Below are 15,655 nucleotides of genomic sequence, written 5' to 3' on the forward strand. Positions count from 1 at the left end.
AGATGGTTCGTAGTTCACCTTCGTCACGTGTCACTCGGTTCGAAGCGATAGCCATCCCAGTCTTGACTCTCGGGTTCCCGGATTCCGGCCCCGGGTTCGCGGAGTTCCTCGACGTGGACCGGTTCAACTTCGTCGCCGGTCTCGATGTCGTCGGTCGTCACCTGCCCGATCGCACGCACCGCCGTCCCTTCTACGTCGAACTCGACGATCGCGAGCGTGTTCGGCTCGCGGACGCCGGGCGGTGTGGCCATACTCGTCGTCCACGTGACGACCTCGGCGGTATACTCGCTGAGATCGATCGTACCCACTGGCTCCGAGCCGCCGGGACCACGCGGGTGCCCGGGGTAGCTGATCGAACCGTCCTCGTACTCGTAGGCGTCCATCGTCATTGTGCTGCCTCCATGATCGTGGTAATCACGCAGTTGCCAAAGCCGCCGACGTTACAGGCCAGACCGATGTCGGCGTCGACCTGTCGTGGGCCAGCTTCGCCGATGAGTTGTTCGTAGATCTCGACACCCTGTGCGATACCGCTCGCCCCAAGCGGATGCCCCTTCGATTTGAGCCCACCGGAGGTGTTGACTGGCAACTCGCCGGTGTCGCGTTCGGTGTAACCCTCCTCGATCAGTTTCCAGGCTTCGCCTTGCTCGGCGAAGCCGAGCCCCTCCATCTGGAGGAACTCGAGGATGGTGAACATGTCGTGGAGTTCGGCAACATCGATGTCATCGGGGCCGTAGCCACTCATCTCGTAGGCACCCTTGCCGCTCTCGACGACACCGCCCATCACGGTCGGGTCCTCGCGTTCGTGGACGACGTGAGTGTCGGTTGCACCGTCGACGCCGGCGATGATGACGTACTCATCCGTGTACTCTTTCGCGACCGACTCGGGACAGAACATGAGCGCGGCTGAGCCGTCCGTGATCGGACAGAAGTCGTACAGTCGCAGCGGGTCGGCGACGATCGGTGACTCGAGGATCGTCTCTAAGTCGACTTCCTTCTGGAACTGGGCGTGAGGGTTGTCGACGCCGTTTTTGTGGTTCTTGACGGCGACTTTCCCGAGGCTCTCGCGCGGCGCGTCGAACCGCTCCAGATAGTGTCGAGCGGTCAGTCCTGCAAACGACGGCAGCGTCACGCCCGTCTTATACTCGACGGGATGCGTAACCGACGCGATGATGTCGGTTGTCTTGGGGGTTGATCGGTGACTCATCTTCTCGCCGCCGACGAGCAGCGTCATGTCACTGGCACCGCTGGCAATCGACTGCCAGGCCGCGTAGATTCCTGCCCCGCCGCTGGAACTCGTCTGGTCGACGCGCTGGGTGTACGCCGGCATCGCATCGAGATCGTGTACCAGCGCGTTCGGTACACCTGTCATCCCTTCGAACTCACCGCTTGCCATATTCGAGACGTACAGGTGCTCGACGTCCGACGCATCGACACCGGCGTCCTCGAGACACTCGATCCCGGCCTCCGCGAGGAGATCCATGATCCAGCCCTCGCGTTGGCCGAACTGGGTCATCGAGGCTCCGACGACCGCAACCCGTTCGGATGCTTGCTGTGGTTTCGGCATCAGGAACAGTGCCCACGAACACCGTGTTAAACCTACTAATCGGTCGCATCGTGTGAAAGTTCGAATCGTGCGCAATAAAATATCTCCAGCGCCTCGAGTCGAGTGTGCCCGCCCCTAATCACGACCCGGCGTTTCCAACCACGCGAAACGTCATCGAACCCGGCTGTGATCGCTGTCCAGCCCTCACCGAGAGCCGTGAGTGTATCTCGTGGGGGGCTGGACCACTCGACGCGAGTCTCGTGGTCGTCGGCGAAGCGCCCGGGTACGGCACCCCCGAGGCCGACCGCTGGCGAGGTGGTAACTGGACCGGGAAAGCCTACACCTCCCGCCACTCCGGTCGACGAATCCGGCGCATGATCGCCCAACTCGGCTACGACGAGACGACCTACTACACGAACGCCGTCAAATGCTTTCCGGCAAGCGAGGCGCCAACGACCAACCGTGAGCCAACGGCCGAGGAGCGCGCGACCTGCCGCGACCATCTACTTGCGGAACTCGAGGCCGTCGACCCCGACGTCGTGCTCGCGACCGGGAAACACGCGACGACAACGGTGCTCGCCGCCGAGGACCGCACGCTCGAGGGCTTTCTCGAGTGTGTCCTCGAGCCGATGTGGTGTGCCCGCCTCGATGTCTGGCTCGTCCCGATCCTGCATCCATCGTATCAAGACGTCTGGATCGGGCGTCTGGGGTACGAGCCGGAGGCGTATCTCGAGGCGATTGGGGAGACGATCGAGGACTGTCGCGGCACGACGGGCGAGCGCCACTGACCGTCACCGCAGACAGCACGTGTCTCGAGGGATGACAGATTGCTCAAGGGAGCGATGATGGCCATCCACCCGCTGGACACGTCGCGTGGCGGGTCGAGATGTTGGTGGCCAGACAGGGTCTACTCGCCGTCTTCGAGTACACGAGACGGACGAATCGACCGACAGCTACCGTAAATCGCACCGCTGTCCCGCGACTGACGGCCACCGAGTAGGAGTCACATTGAGAGCTGTCGCCGCGTTGCCACCAGTAACCGTTTAGGGTTGTGTGTTGTGGTATCATACATGAGTCTCGAGCAACTGTTCGCTCAACTTCCCGACCCTGGCTCGCATGCGTTTCCCGACTACTCGCTTCCGCGCGGGGAGCCGGTGTTGCCGATCGCCGTTACGCACGACGAACTCGCGACGGTGCTCGAACTGTACGAGACGTTCCAGCGCGTCGATCCGACCGGGCTGGACTCGAATCCGTATCTCGAGGCGGCGACGACGTACATGCAACAGACGTTCGGGATCCCACAGTACCGGCCGGACGAACAGCTTCAGGACGATATCGCAGCGCTGCTCAACGATTTTTCCGACGACCTCGGCGGGGACTCGATGGGTGTGGTCGACGCCACACCGGCCCACCACCGGACGCTGTACTTTTTCCTGATTAGCTGTCGCGGCTATCACGCCGCGCCACACATCCGATTCCAGCCCGACGAAGCGGCAGTCGAAACGCTGTACGAACTCTACCAGCGGGTGGTCGAGCAGGACGTCTATCTCAAACACCCGTCGTCGGTACTCGAGTGAAGTCGACCGGATCAAGAGCGATCAGAAGCGAAAAAAGCTGGACGGCTCTCGAGAGGTGGGCATGGAGTCACCTCCTTACCCGGTGAGGAAGCCACCCGGTGGGATACGCGTCGTTGGGCGGCCATCCTCGTCCGTCGACTGGCCGTCGCCGAACTGTGGGGAGTGGGCGATCGTTCGTCGTGCCTTTGCGAGTCGCTGCGTTCCTGCCGTGACAGTTGCAATGATCTTACTCATACATGAGTAAATAGAAACGGCGGGTACATAAGTATTTTCGAGATGAAAGATCGTGTTGGTCAGCCGATGACGACCACAGATCGTTCGATAGCGTAAACGAGCTCTTCAAACCCTCTTATCCCCATATACGGCCACGAAATCGATTTAGTTTCGTGGGACTAGCGTCCTATTCACACATGTACTAAATCAGAGCGGTACCTCGATGCCGGGGCCGTCACCGGTGCATATGACACGCCGCGAAATGTTGTTCAGTCCCGTGTTCGGGTTCGACGTCGTAGGCAGGCCGTTCGCGCGCACAGATGCTCTGTTCGGCAAACGACTCGAGCAGCAGGTCGGTTGCCATCTCCCAGCCGTCGCGTTCGTCGTCCGACTCGTCCCCGCGACCGGTATCCGTCGCGACCGCGTCGATCGCGTCTTTGACGATCTCGCCCGCGTCCCCGCGCGGGAGGTCGCCGTCGAAGAACTCCCGGCGAATCTCGGCGGCTGCCATTGGCTCGAACGTGCGCCGTTTGACCGCCCGCATGAACGTCCGTGCGTGCGCCCACTCCTCGTCTGTGAACTCGTACGCCTCGGGCGCGATCAGCTGTGGACACCGCGTTCGGAACCGACAGCCGGACGGTGGATCCTGCGGGCTTGGCACTTCGCCCTCGAGCACGCCTCGAGCGTCTGACTCCCGCGGGTCGGGGACGGGGATCGACTCGAGCAACGCTTTCGTGTACGGATGCTGCGGGTTCTCGAATAGTTCCTCTTTTTCCGCGATTTCGACGATGTGGCCGAGATACATCACCGCGACGCGGTCGGAGATATGGCGGATCACGGAGAGGTCGTGGGCGATGAAGAGATAGGTGAGGCCGAACTCCGCCTGCAGTTCCTCCATCGTATTCATCACCTGTGCCTGAATCGAGACGTCGAGTGCGGAGACGGGTTCGTCACAGACGACGAAGTCGGGGTCGACCGACAGCGCTCGAGCGAGGTTGATCCGCTGGCGTTGCCCGCCGGAGAAGGCGTGGGGGTAGCGGTTGTAGTGTCGCGGATCGAGCCCGACTTTCTCGAGTAACTCCTTTGCCCGTGCCTCCCGGCCCTCGTCGTCGAACATGTCGTGGGCGCGCATCGGCTCCTCGATGATCTGTCCGACCTTCATGCGGGGATCGAGCGACGACTGGGGGTCCTGAAAGATCATCTGGATCTCCGAGCGCTTCTGCCGGAGTTCCTCGCCGCTTAGCTCGGCTAAGTCGTCGTTTTTGAACGTGATCGTCCCGTCGGTCGGATCGAGCAGTCGGAGCAGCGTCCGCCCGAGCGTGCTCTTCCCACAGCCGGACTCGCCAACGAGCCCCAGCGTCTCGCCCATTGTGATCTCGAAGGAGACGTCGTCGACTGCTTTCACCTGGTCGACGCCAAAGCTCACTGGCGGGAACTGATCGGTCTCGAGGCTGATACCCGCGAGCAGTCCCGACTCGGACGCGAAATATTTCGACAGCCCGTCGACCTCGAGCAACGTCTCCCCGTGGGGGATCTCGGTCTCGCCGAAGCCGATCGGATCGTCGGGTTTGCTCATCGTGACTCACCTCCGTCCGTCGAGGCGTGTTCTCCCTCGGCGGCTGATCCCCGCTCAGCTTCCGTCTCTCCGCCGCTCGGCTTGGCGTCCGCGCCGTCCTCGAGGGGCGTGCTCTCGTCGTAGCCCACATCGAAGACGCCGTGTTTCACGCAGGCTGCTCGATGTGGGTAGCCGTCGGCACGATCGACCTCGAGTGGCTCCGGATGAACGCGGGTACAGACCTCGCGTGCGTCGGGGCAGCGAGGATGGAACCGACAGCCAGACGGCGGGTTGATTGCTTCGGGCATCACGCCTTCGATGGGCTCGAGTTCCTCGACGGTTCGATCGGGCCGGGGCATCGAGTTGAGTAGGGCCTTGGTGTACGGATGGTTCGTCTCGTAGAACAGCTCGTCGACGGGAGCCTGTTCGACGATCTCACCGAGGTACATCACGTTCACGCGGTCACAGATTTCGGCGACGACGCCCATATCGTGGGTGACCCAGATAAAACTCGTGTCGTAGCGATCCTGCAGGTCGTCGACGAGATCTAGAATCTGCCCTTCGACGGTGACGTCGAGTGCGGTCGTCGGCTCGTCGGCGATGATCAGGTTCGGCTCACAGGCCAGCGCCATCGCGATCAGCACGCGCTGGCGCATCCCGCCCGAGAACTGGTGTGGGTACTCCTCATAGCGCTCTTTAGGATCGGGAATGCCGACCTCACGGAGCATCCGGATCGCCTCGGCTTTTGCCTCTGCACTCGAGAGATCCCGGTTGAGTTCGATGAACTCCCGGAGCTGACCACCGACCGTGAACACGGGATTCAGCGACTCCATCGGGTCCTGAAAGATCACGGCGATCTCTCGGCCTCGAACCTGTTCACGCATTGCAGCCTCTGAGAGCATGTCGGGGTGTTCGTGACGGTCGCCGTCGGGACCGTCCTCGAGGTCGAATATCGTCTTCCCCTTGTACTCGATCGTGCCGCCGACGATCTTGCCGGGACTGTCGACGAGGCGCAACAGGCTCATCGAGGCGACTGATTTGCCGGCGCCCGACTCACCGACGAGGCCGACGATTTCGCCTTCGTAGACCTCGAAGGAGATGCCGTCGACGGCACGGACGGTGCCGGTTTCTGTGAAGAACTGTGTCTTGAGATTCTCGACGCGAAGGAGTGGATCGGTACTCATGGGTTACTCTTTGATTCGTGGGTCCAGCGCGTCCTGTAGCCCGTCGCCGAACAGGTTGAAGCCCATAATCGTCACGAGGATCGCCAGCCCGGGCCAGATCGACAGCCAGATGTTCGAGTGCATATACCGGCCGTGGGCGATTCGTAGCATCTCGCCCCAGTCGGGTGTCGGCGGCTGGGCACCGTAGCCCAGGAAGGAGAGGCCGGCGACGATCAGGATCGTCACGCCGATCTGTAACGTTGCATACACCATCACGGGTGCGAAGCTGTTCGGGATAACGTGTCTGCGGATGATGTTGCGGTCTTTGACGCCGGCGGCGCGGGCCGCCTCGATGTAGTCCATCTCCCGGACCGACAGCACGCGACTGCGGATAATTCGAGCGAAGACGGGGATGAAGGTCAGCCCGACTCCGACGACGGCAAAGCGGATGTCCGGACTGCCATCGCTGATGAAGACGATGAAGACGATGATCAGGACGAGCGGCGGAATCGCGTACAGCGTTTCGACGGCTCGCATCAACACGTCGTCGGTCCGCCCCCCGTAGTAGCCGGCGATGGAGCCAATGATCGTCCCGCCGATCAGCCCGATCGCGGTCGAGAAGATGCCGACGCTGACTGATACCTGCGAGCCGTAGATGATGCGGGTAAAGTAATCACGACCCTGCGGGTCGGTTCCCAGCGGGTGTGAAAGCGTCCCCCCGTCGACGAACGCCGGCGGGACGTTTCGTTGGGCTTCGCCCGATTCAGGGAGTGCCGTCGGATGGTCGAAGATCGGCAGCGTCTGCGCGGCGGTGTAATCCGATATCGTCCCGAACGTGAGCCGCGAGAGGTTGCTGTCGATCGCCACGAACGTCGCGATAAACAGGACGGCTGCGACGATGTAGAACCCGAATCGAGCGGTCGTGTCGCGTTTGACCTTCGCCAGCGTGTACCGCCAACCAACGCGGGCTTCGATCTCTTCGTCTGCGGTCCCGCTTTCCGTCTGTCTGCCTGGCTCTTGGTCTTCGAGCTGTGATTCGGTCGTTGCCATTCAGGGGTCACCTCCACTCATCGTTACTCTCCGTAGGTTACGCGGGGATCGATGTACGCGTACGAGATGTCGGTGATGACGACGCCGATGACGAAGATGGCGCCGAGCACCATCGTGATCCCCATGATCAGCTGGTAGTCGAGTTGCTGTATCGCCTCGATGAACAGCCGGCCCATCCCGTTGATCGCGAAAACGGTCTCGATCAACACCGCGCCACCCAGCGCCGTCGAGAGGTTGAGTCCGACGATCGTAATGATCGGCAACTGTGCCGACCGGAACGCGTGCTTTTGGAGGATCGTCCGCTCGGGAACGCCATAGGCGCGGGCGAGTTTGACATAATCCTCCTGGAGCGATTCGATCATCTGGGTCCGCTCGACGCGCATCAGCGTCGCCATCTGTAGTGTACCCAGGGCGACCATCGGCAGAAGCAGATGTCTGATCGATTCGATCCAGTGTTCGATGTAGCTGTCGTGGCCCGCCGCCGCTGGCGGCTGCCACGGATAGACCAGCCCTGCAGACGGCAGGACACCGAGCCGAACCGCGAAGACGATGATCAGCATGATCCCGATCCAGAACGACGGCGTACTGACACCGATGAGCGCGATGATTCGTGAGATGTGGTCGGTCGGCTTGTTTCGTCGCTTCGCGGCGATGATGCCGAGTGGAATCGCCGTCACGAGCGCGAAGACGTACGCCGACAACACCAGCAACAGCGTCGGTCCGGCACGCTCGAGCATGAGCTCAGAGACCGGTCGCCGGCGATGGATACTGTAGCCCAGATCACCCTGGACGAGCCCGGTCATATAGTTCCAGTATCGGACGTGAACCGGCTGATCGAGTCCGTAGCGTGCCTCGATCGTCCTGACGAGTTCTTCGTCGGCCTGTTGGCCCTGCAGCATGAGCCGGACCGGATCACCCGGTGCCAGGTTCGCCAGTACGAACGTGATGATGGAGATCCCGATGAGAACCGGAATCGCCTGCAGTAGCCGGTAGACCGTATACTTGAGCAGTCCCATATCGTTCGATTTCGTTTAGATGGTCGTGTCGTCGTTTCGTGCGCTATCCGCCCGGTTCGGATCGGCCGTCTGTCGCTCTCTCACCTGTCGTACGGAAACGGCAGGCTCGAGTGGCTTACTCCTCGAGACTGACGTTGTTCTCGTCGGAGACGAGCTCCGGGTTGTACGAGACGTTCGGGTGGGGCTGTTTGCCCTGGACGTACTCCTGGGTCGCAATCGTGTTGTGTTCGGAGTACGCCGGCATGACGGGTACCTCCTCGATGATCTCGTTGATCACGTCGGTGTAGAGTTCGCGTCGATCGTCCTGATCGGCCGTCTCTCGTGCCTCGAGGATGTTGTCGTGGAAGTCGTCGCTGCCCTCGTAGAAGTGGCCCTGCGTGACGCCGGCGTTCTCCTCGTGAAAGAGGTTGTAGAAGTACACGTCGGGGTCGGGACCACCGGTCCAGCCGAGGATGTACATCTCGTAGTCCTCCGCGTCGCCCGAAATGTAGGTATCAGTCAGCGTCGCGAAATCCAGACTCTGAACCTCGGCATCGTATCCGAGTTCGTCCAGCCGGGAGACGATCACCTCACCTAACGCGATACGAACGTCGTCCGGCGGGACGATAACCGTCGGGTTCCAGTCGTCGGGATCGTCGAGTCCCTCCTCGAGGAGCGCCGCAGCCTCGTCGGGATCGTAGCCCGGCGGCTCTTCCTCGATCGAGAAGTCCCAGCCGAGATCGTCGACGATCGGTGGGATCGGCGTCTCCATCGGCGTTGCGCTCTCGCCGAGGTTCGCATCGACGAACTCGGACATCGAGAACGCGTGGGCGATCCCTCGACGGACGTCTGGATCGGCCGTCTCGCCGTCGTTGCAGTTGAACGCAACGTACTGGTAGGAGGGGCTTTCGGTCCGGTGGACCTCGATCCCCTCCTCGCCTTCGATCTGGTCCCAGTCTTCCGGCGGCACCGTCGCGATCGCGTCCGTGTCGCCTGCGAGGATCTGGGAGACCCGACCCGCGTCGTCTTCTGCGGCCTCGAATCGGACTGACTCGAGTTCGGGCTGGGGATCGCCCCAGTACTCGTCCCACCGCTCGAGTTCGACGTACTCATCTGAGGTCCAGTCTTCGAAGGTAAACGGGCCGCAGCCGACGGGATTCGTGTTGTATGCGTCGCGGTCGTCCGTCCGGACCGACTCGTTGACGATGTACGTCGCTACCGTGAGCGTCGTGAACGCACCATAGGGGTGCTCGAGGTCGATCTGAACGGTGTGCTCGTCGACGGGTTCGGTGCCGTCGACGTCGATGAAGTCGAACTCCGGGCGGTTGTCGGTGTCCTCCTCGATGGGCGCAGTAAACGAGTGGACGACGTCGTCGGCGGTGACAGGATCGCCGTTGTGGAACTCCGCGTCCTCGACGATCTCGATGATGTATCGTTCTCCGTCCCGTTCTTCTTCGGGGTCGCCGGCAGCGATCTTCGGCTGGAGTTCGAGGTCGTAGTCGTACTCGTAGAGGCCGTCGTAGACCTGGTGGATGACCTGCGCGCTGTAGGCGTCGTTCGAGATGATCGGATCGAAGTCGCCTTCGGGATTCACCTCTTGGGTGTAGAGGAGCCCATCCTCAGGTCCTTCATCCCCACCGATACAGCCAGCAACCAGGGCTGTACCAACCGCTGCACCTGATGCAAGAACCCGCCGTCGCGTAGCGGTGAACTGATCGTATACCATCCTTTTGTCCAACATGATCCATGTATATTGGTAGCAGGGATCTAAAGCAGTCAAGAAGCTGTTACCGTAACCGTATCTGTACAGTCACCCTCATTTTTGTCCGTTGGTGTATACGACATCGACTGTGAAACGCGGTAGTGACTGAGACGGGCAACAGACCGGTGGCATTTTTGTTGTGGCACCAGTGAGAGTTCGTATGAACTACAGGGCGGTCGAGACGGACGCCGAATACATCGCCCGCCTCGAGACCGGTGCCGACTGGCGGGCCGAGATCGAGTCGCTCGCGAACGACGTCGACGCTGATGCGGCCTGGTTTAGCGCCCTCGGTGCGGTCCAGGACGCCGAATGCTGGTTTTACGACCAGGACGACTGCGAGTACTACCCACTCGAGTTCGACGAGCCACTCGAGGTCGCCAGTTGCGTGGGCAACGTCTCGTGGCTGGACGGAGAGCGCTTTGCACATACCCATGCGGTACTCTCGGACTCCGAGGGCAACGCCGTCGCGGGCCACCTCAACGAAGCGACGGTCTGGGCCGGCGAGGTCTACATGCGCGTTTTCGAGGATGAGCTAGTGCGCGAGTACGACGAGACCACCGACCTCGACCTCTGGCTCTGATATGCGCGAGGAAGACACACGGTACTTCCAGCGCCTCGAGTCCCAGCTAGATGAGGCGTTCGACGTCGCCGAGCGGGCCAAAGCACGCGGTGGAGATCCGAAACCCGAAGTCGAGATCCCGGTCGCCAAGGACATGGCCGACCGCGTCGAGAACATCCTCGGCATCGATGGCGTCGCCGAGCGAGTGCGTGAACTCGAGGGCCAGATGTCTCGTGAGGAGGCTGCCCTCGAACTCGCGAAAGACTTCGCGGAAGGCAGAGTCGGTGACTACGAGACGAAAGCAGGGAAGATCGAAGGCGCGGTTCGAACGGCAGTCGCGCTCCTGACCGAGGGTGTCGTTGCCGCCCCCATCGAGGGGATCGACCGGGTCGAACTCCTCCAGAACGACGACGGCACCGAGTTCGTCAACGTCTACTACGCCGGCCCGATCCGTTCTGCGGGCGGGACGGCACAGGCACTTTCCGTGCTCGTGGCCGACTACACGCGCGCGCTCGTCGGTGTCGAACAGTACAACGCTCGACAGGACGAGATCGAACGCTACGCCGAGGAAATCGCCCTCTACGACAAGGAAACCGGGCTCCAGTACACGCCGAAAGCGAAGGAGGCCAAATTCATCGCGAAGAACCTCCCAATCATGCTCGACGGGGAGGCCACCGGCGACGAAGAAGTCTCGGGCTTCCGTGATTTAGAGCGCGTCGACACCAACAGCGCCCGTGGTGGGATGTGTCTCGTCCTCGGGGAAGGGATCGCGCTCAAGGCCCCGAAGATCCAGCGCTACACCCGGAACCTCGACGAGGTCGACTGGCCGTGGCTCCAGGACCTGATCGACGGCAACTACGCTGCCGATGACGGCGCTGCAGACGGCGAGGACGCCGACGAAGACGACGGCGACGACGAGTCGGACGAAAGCGACGCCGACGAGACCGAGTCGGCCGACGACGCTGCCGACGAATCCGACGGCCCGCCTCGAGCCGAGCCGTCGACGAAGTTCCTCCGGGATCTGATCGCCGGTCGGCCGGTGTTCTCCCATCCGAGCGCCAACGGTGGCTTTCGGCTCCGGTACGGCCGGGCGCGCAACCACGGCTTTGCGACGGGCGGCATCCACCCCGCGACGATGCATCTGGTCGATGACTTCCTCGCGACGGGAACCCAAATCAAGACCGAACGCCCCGGCAAAGCCCACGGGATCATCCCAGTCGACAGCATCGACGGCCCCACAGTCAAGCTGGCAAACGGCGACGTCCGCCGGATCGACGACCCCGAGGAGGCCCTCGAGATCAGAAACGGCGTCGAGAAGATCCTAGACACCGGCGAGTATCTGGTCAACTATGGCGAGTTCGTCGAGAACAACCACCCGCTTGCCCCCGCCTCCTACGTCTCCGAGTGGTGGATTCAGGACATGGACGCCGCGGGTGCAGACATACAGGCACTCGAGGACGACCCCCGAGTCGACCTCGAGTTCCCTGACGCCGAGCAGGCCCTCGAGTGGGCCATGGCGTACGACGCTCCGCTCCATCCCCAGTACACCTATCTCTGGCACGATCTCTCGGTCGAACACTACTGCGACCTCGCAGCGGCCGTTGCCGACGGCCGAGTCGAGGACGATGCCGACGGCGACGGCACGCTCGTCCTCGAGTACACGGCGTCGACTCGAGACGCCCTCGAGGCGCTCATCATCGAACACCGCCAGCGCGAAGACGCGGGCCGGATCGAGATCGATGACTGGCGACCGTTCGCCCGCACGCTGGGGTGTGAGCCCCGACAAGCGGTCACTGACGGGGCGACACTCGACCCCGAGGGGCGCGAACAGGCGTCGACGATCGAACTCGAGCGCACCTGGAGCAGCGACGACCTCTCAGAGCGAGCGCGCACGTGGGGCCACGAGGCCGAGGGCGACAACGCCATCGAGGCGGCCAACGAAATTGCCCCCTTCCAGGTCCGCGAACGCGCGCCGACACGGATCGGCAACCGGATGGGTCGACCAGAAAAATCCGAACGGCGCGATCTGAGCCCGCCGGTCCACACGCTGTTTCCCATCGGCGAAGCCGGCGGCGCACAGCGCAACGTCGCTAACGCGGCCAAACACACCGAGACGATGTCGGACACGCCCGGCGTCGTCGAGGTGCAGATCGGTCGCCAACGCTGTCCGAACTGCGAGACGGAGACGTTCAAGAACCGCTGTCCTGACTGTAACACCCGAACGGTCCCCGACTACCGCTGTCCCGACTGCGACCAGCGCATCGAACCCGACGAAGCCGGCCGCGTCGAGTGTGGCCACTGCGACCGCGAGGCCACCTGTGTCGAATCCCGCGAGGTCGATATCCACGAGGAGTATCGCGCCGCCCTCGAGTCAGTTGGCGAACGCGAGAACGCCTTCGAGATTCTCAAAGGCGTCAAAGGACTCTCCTCCGCAAACAAAATCCCCGAGCCCATCGAGAAAGGGGTCCTCCGCGCGAAACACGACGTGAGCTCGTTCAAAGACGGCACTGTCCGCTACGACATGACCGACCTGCCCGTCACGTCGGTCCGAGCCAGCGAACTCGATATCGACGTCGGGCAACTCCAGGCGCTTGGCTACGAAGAAGACATCCACGGCGACCCGCTCACCCACGAGGACCAGCTGGTCGAACTCAAAGTCCAGGATATCGTCCTCTCGGATGGTGCAGCCGAGCACATGCTCCAGATCGCCGACTTCATCGACGACCTGCTCGAGCAGTACTACGGCCTCGAGCGGTTCTACGAGTTCGAGGACCGACAGGACCTCGTTGGCGAACTCGTTTTCGGGATGGCACCGCACACGTCGGCGGCAACTGTCGGCCGAGTGATTGGTTTTACGACCGCAGCCGTCGGCTACGCACATCCGTACTTCCACGCCGCCAAGCGGCGCAACTGCTTCCATCCCGAGACAAAAGTCTGGTTTCAGGACGAAGCCGACGAGTGGCATCACGAACCGATCGAGACGCTCGTCGAAACCCGATTAACTGATCCCGAACAGGACGACTTCGGAACGCTCGTTCAGGAACTCGATGGGACCGTCACCGTTCCGTCGATCGATGATACCGGAAGCCTTTCACAAAAGCCGGTCGAAGCGGTCTCAAAACACCCGGCACCGGACCATCTCGTTCGCTACGAGACGCGAAGTGGCCGTGAAATCACGCTCACTCCTGATCACGACGTCCACGTCTACGAAGATGGAGAACTACGGTCGAAACGGGCGTCTGAACTCACGACGGCGGATCACGCGGTCGTCCCCGAACATCTCGACATTGTCGATACAGACACCGAACCGCACACCTTTGACCTGCTCGAGGAATTCCTCGATATCGATACTGTCGACAGTTCTCGGCTGATGATCAAAGGACTCGAGAAGGACCGATTGTATGAACGCTTCGAGGAGACGATCAGCCCCGAGTGGGACGGTGCGTTCTATCCGCTTACGAGCACGGCCGACTACTTCGGACTGAACAAGAAAACGTTCAGTCACTATCTGTACCGGGACAGTTTCCCTGCTGATCTGCTGCTCGACCTGTTCGACTCTCGCGAGGAGTTCCTCGAGTTCGTTCCGGACGACGTCAGTCTCGGGATGCGACACGACCGGACCGAAATCGATCGACACGTTACACTCAACGAACGCGTTGGAACGTTGCTGGGATACTACGCTGCCGAAGGATTCGCCCGAGCACAAGCGACGCCGAAAGGCACGATCCATCAAACGACGATCTGCGGCACTGAAGCCGAGGCTCGCGAGTTCTACGTCGACGTGCTTCGGGACGAGTTCGGTGTCGAACCGTACCACGAAAACGACGCAAAAGTAACCGCTTCGGGGCGACTGCTCCGTGCGTTCTTCGATTCGGTGCTCGAGGCGGGAATCTTTGCCGAGACAAAACGCGTTCCACAGCCACTGTTCGATGCAGCCGACGGGATTATCGCTGCCTATCTTCGAGGCTATTTCAGCGGCGACGGCGGCGTCGATGCAAACGCGCTGTTGGTCTCAGCAACCACAGTCAGTAGCGAACTCAAAGAAGACCTCCTCGCATTACTGAGTCGGCTCGGAATCTGTGGCCGGGTTACGATCACCGACCCGGTTCCCCTCTGCGAGAAGTTCCCGGAATTCTACGAAATCGACGATCCGTCGATGACCGCGACGTCGTACGTCCTCGAGATATCGTCCGAGGACGCGATGCAGTTCGCTGAGACTGTGGGCTTCCATCTGTCTCGAAAGGACAGCCGATTGCAGTCACACGTCGAGAATACCGTGCCAACGGGCCGTCGCGTCTTCGACGGCGGTGACGACGCGTATCTCGTCGAATCGATTTCGTCGGTCGACTATGTCGAATCGACTGTCGACTCAGTGTACTGTCTCACTGTTTCCGAGACACACTCCCTCGTCGCGAACAACATGTCTCAAAAGCAATGTGACGGCGACGAAGACTGCGTCATGTTGCTGCTCGACGGATTGCTTAACTTTAGCAAATCGTTCCTCCCTGACCAGCGCGGCGGCAAGATGGACGCCCCCCTCGTCATGTCCTCGCGAATCGACCCCTCCGAGATCGACGACGAGGCCCACAACATGGACATCGTTTCCCAGTACCCTCGCGAGTTCTATCTCGCGACTCGCGAGCAAGCCGATCCCGAATCAGTCGAGATCCAGATCGGCGAGGACACGCTCGGCACCGACGGCGAGTACACCGGCTTCGAGCACACTCACGACACCACCGACATCGCGATGGGACCCGACCTCTCGGCGTACAAGACGCTGGGTTCGATGATGGACAAGATGGATGCGCAACTCGAGCTCTCGCGCAAACTCGAGTCGGTCGACGAAACTGACGTCGCCGAACGGGTTATCGAAGGCCACTTCCTGCCGGATCTGATCGGCAACCTCCGTGCCTTTTCGCGACAGGAAACCCGCTGTCTCGACTGTGGCGAGAAGTTCCGGCGGATGCCGTTGACTGGTGATTGTCGCGAATGCGGTGGTCGGGTCAACCTCACCGTCCACGAGGGTTCGGTGAACAAGTACATGCAGACGGCGATTCAGGTCGCCGAGGAGTACGACTGCCGCGATTACACGAAACAGCGCCTCGAGGTCTTAGAACAGTCGCTCGAGAGCATCTTCGAAAATGACAAGAACAAGCAGTCAGGTATCGAGGATTTCATGTAGCTTGTCTCGAGGGCACGCCTTCGAGAGACTGCGGCGCTCGTGATCGGGCGACCCTT

At 61.6% G+C, this 15,655-nt stretch carries 12 protein-coding genes; 4 read left to right on the forward strand and 8 right to left on the reverse strand.

Going from position 1 to position 15,655, the window contains the following annotated elements:
- Positions 1 to 23 precede the first annotated feature (23 nt).
- Together DV706_RS07285 and DV706_RS07290 are read right to left on the reverse strand one after the other, a co-directional pair.
- On the reverse strand, positions 24 to 389 hold the full coding sequence (locus DV706_RS07285; protein ID WP_006065275.1) for a PhlB family protein: 366 nt from the start codon (positions 387 to 389) through the stop codon (positions 24 to 26).
- Entirely contained in the window at positions 386 to 1,564 is a 1,179-nt protein-coding gene (locus tag DV706_RS07290; RefSeq protein ID WP_006065274.1) for a thiolase family protein, read from the reverse strand. The genes DV706_RS07285 and DV706_RS07290 overlap by 4 nt, the downstream gene beginning before the upstream one ends.
- Positions 1,565 to 1,668: 104 nt before the next feature.
- Here DV706_RS07290 and DV706_RS07295 point away from each other — a divergent pair, with 104 nt between their 5' ends.
- Together DV706_RS07295 and DV706_RS07300 are read left to right on the forward strand one after the other, a co-directional pair.
- Positions 1,669 to 2,331, forward strand: coding sequence for a uracil-DNA glycosylase (locus DV706_RS07295; RefSeq protein WP_006065273.1), 663 nt, complete (start codon positions 1,669 to 1,671; stop codon positions 2,329 to 2,331).
- Positions 2,332 to 2,613: 282 nt separating this feature from the next.
- Complete coding sequence (locus DV706_RS07300) at positions 2,614 to 3,120, forward strand: hypothetical protein (RefSeq protein WP_006065272.1); 507 nt, start codon at positions 2,614 to 2,616, stop codon at positions 3,118 to 3,120.
- Between the two features lie 75 nt (positions 3,121 to 3,195).
- Here the strand turns inward: DV706_RS07300 and DV706_RS21705 are convergent, their stop codons facing one another.
- From DV706_RS21705 to DV706_RS07325, 6 genes are all read right to left on the reverse strand, one after another.
- Positions 3,196 to 3,354: a hypothetical protein gene (locus tag DV706_RS21705; protein ID WP_006065271.1), complete on the reverse strand. Its 159-nt coding sequence runs from the start codon at positions 3,352 to 3,354 to the stop codon at positions 3,196 to 3,198.
- Between the two features lie 214 nt (positions 3,355 to 3,568).
- Entirely contained in the window at positions 3,569 to 4,909 is a 1,341-nt protein-coding gene (locus DV706_RS07305; RefSeq protein WP_006065270.1) for an ABC transporter ATP-binding protein, read from the reverse strand.
- Positions 4,906 to 6,072, reverse strand: coding sequence for an ABC transporter ATP-binding protein (locus tag DV706_RS07310; RefSeq protein WP_006065269.1), 1,167 nt, complete (start codon positions 6,070 to 6,072; stop codon positions 4,906 to 4,908). The genes DV706_RS07305 and DV706_RS07310 overlap by 4 nt, the downstream gene beginning before the upstream one ends.
- A 3-nt stretch (positions 6,073 to 6,075) precedes the next feature.
- The gene (locus tag DV706_RS07315; RefSeq protein ID WP_006065268.1) at positions 6,076 to 7,101 is read right to left on the reverse strand and encodes an ABC transporter permease; all 1,026 of its coding nucleotides are present in this window, start codon (positions 7,099 to 7,101) and stop codon (positions 6,076 to 6,078) included.
- Between the two features lie 23 nt (positions 7,102 to 7,124).
- The gene (locus DV706_RS07320; protein WP_006065267.1) at positions 7,125 to 8,117 is read right to left on the reverse strand and encodes an ABC transporter permease; all 993 of its coding nucleotides are present in this window, start codon (positions 8,115 to 8,117) and stop codon (positions 7,125 to 7,127) included.
- Positions 8,118 to 8,232: 115 nt separating this feature from the next.
- The gene (locus tag DV706_RS07325) at positions 8,233 to 9,822 is read right to left on the reverse strand and encodes an ABC transporter substrate-binding protein (protein ID WP_006065266.1); all 1,590 of its coding nucleotides are present in this window, start codon (positions 9,820 to 9,822) and stop codon (positions 8,233 to 8,235) included.
- 196 nt (positions 9,823 to 10,018) lie between these two features.
- On the opposite strand from DV706_RS07325, the gene DV706_RS07330 reads away from it, so the two are divergent.
- Positions 10,019 to 10,438, forward strand: coding sequence for a PPC domain-containing DNA-binding protein (locus DV706_RS07330; RefSeq protein ID WP_006065265.1), 420 nt, complete (start codon positions 10,019 to 10,021; stop codon positions 10,436 to 10,438).
- A gap of 1 nt (position 10,439) precedes the next feature.
- Complete coding sequence (locus DV706_RS07335; RefSeq protein WP_006065264.1) at positions 10,440 to 15,599, forward strand: DNA polymerase II large subunit; 5,160 nt, start codon at positions 10,440 to 10,442, stop codon at positions 15,597 to 15,599.
- The last annotated feature ends 56 nt before the right edge of the window (positions 15,600 to 15,655 follow it).

The organism is Natronorubrum bangense (assembly GCF_004799645.1).
Lineage (GTDB): Archaea > Halobacteriota > Halobacteria > Halobacteriales > Natrialbaceae > Natronorubrum > Natronorubrum bangense.

Coding starts and splice junctions, on each gene's coding strand:
- DV706_RS07330 (WP_006065265.1), top strand. CDS start 10,019: ATGAACTACAGGGCGGTCGAGACGGACGCCGAATACATCGCCCGCCTC.
- DV706_RS07325 (WP_006065266.1), bottom strand. CDS start 9,822: ATGGTATACGATCAGTTCACCGCTACGCGACGGCGGGTTCTTGCATCA.
- DV706_RS07315 (WP_006065268.1), bottom strand. CDS start 7,101: ATGGCAACGACCGAATCACAGCTCGAAGACCAAGAGCCAGGCAGACAG.
- DV706_RS07335 (WP_006065264.1), top strand. CDS start 10,440: ATGCGCGAGGAAGACACACGGTACTTCCAGCGCCTCGAGTCCCAGCTA.
- DV706_RS07290 (WP_006065274.1), bottom strand. CDS start 1,564: ATGCCGAAACCACAGCAAGCATCCGAACGGGTTGCGGTCGTCGGAGCC.
- DV706_RS07300 (WP_006065272.1), top strand. CDS start 2,614: ATGAGTCTCGAGCAACTGTTCGCTCAACTTCCCGACCCTGGCTCGCAT.
- DV706_RS07320 (WP_006065267.1), bottom strand. CDS start 8,117: ATGGGACTGCTCAAGTATACGGTCTACCGGCTACTGCAGGCGATTCCG.
- DV706_RS07285 (WP_006065275.1), bottom strand. CDS start 389: ATGACGATGGACGCCTACGAGTACGAGGACGGTTCGATCAGCTACCCC.
- DV706_RS21705 (WP_006065271.1), bottom strand. CDS start 3,354: ATGAGTAAGATCATTGCAACTGTCACGGCAGGAACGCAGCGACTCGCA.
- DV706_RS07305 (WP_006065270.1), bottom strand. CDS start 4,909: ATGAGCAAACCCGACGATCCGATCGGCTTCGGCGAGACCGAGATCCCC.
- DV706_RS07310 (WP_006065269.1), bottom strand. CDS start 6,072: ATGAGTACCGATCCACTCCTTCGCGTCGAGAATCTCAAGACACAGTTC.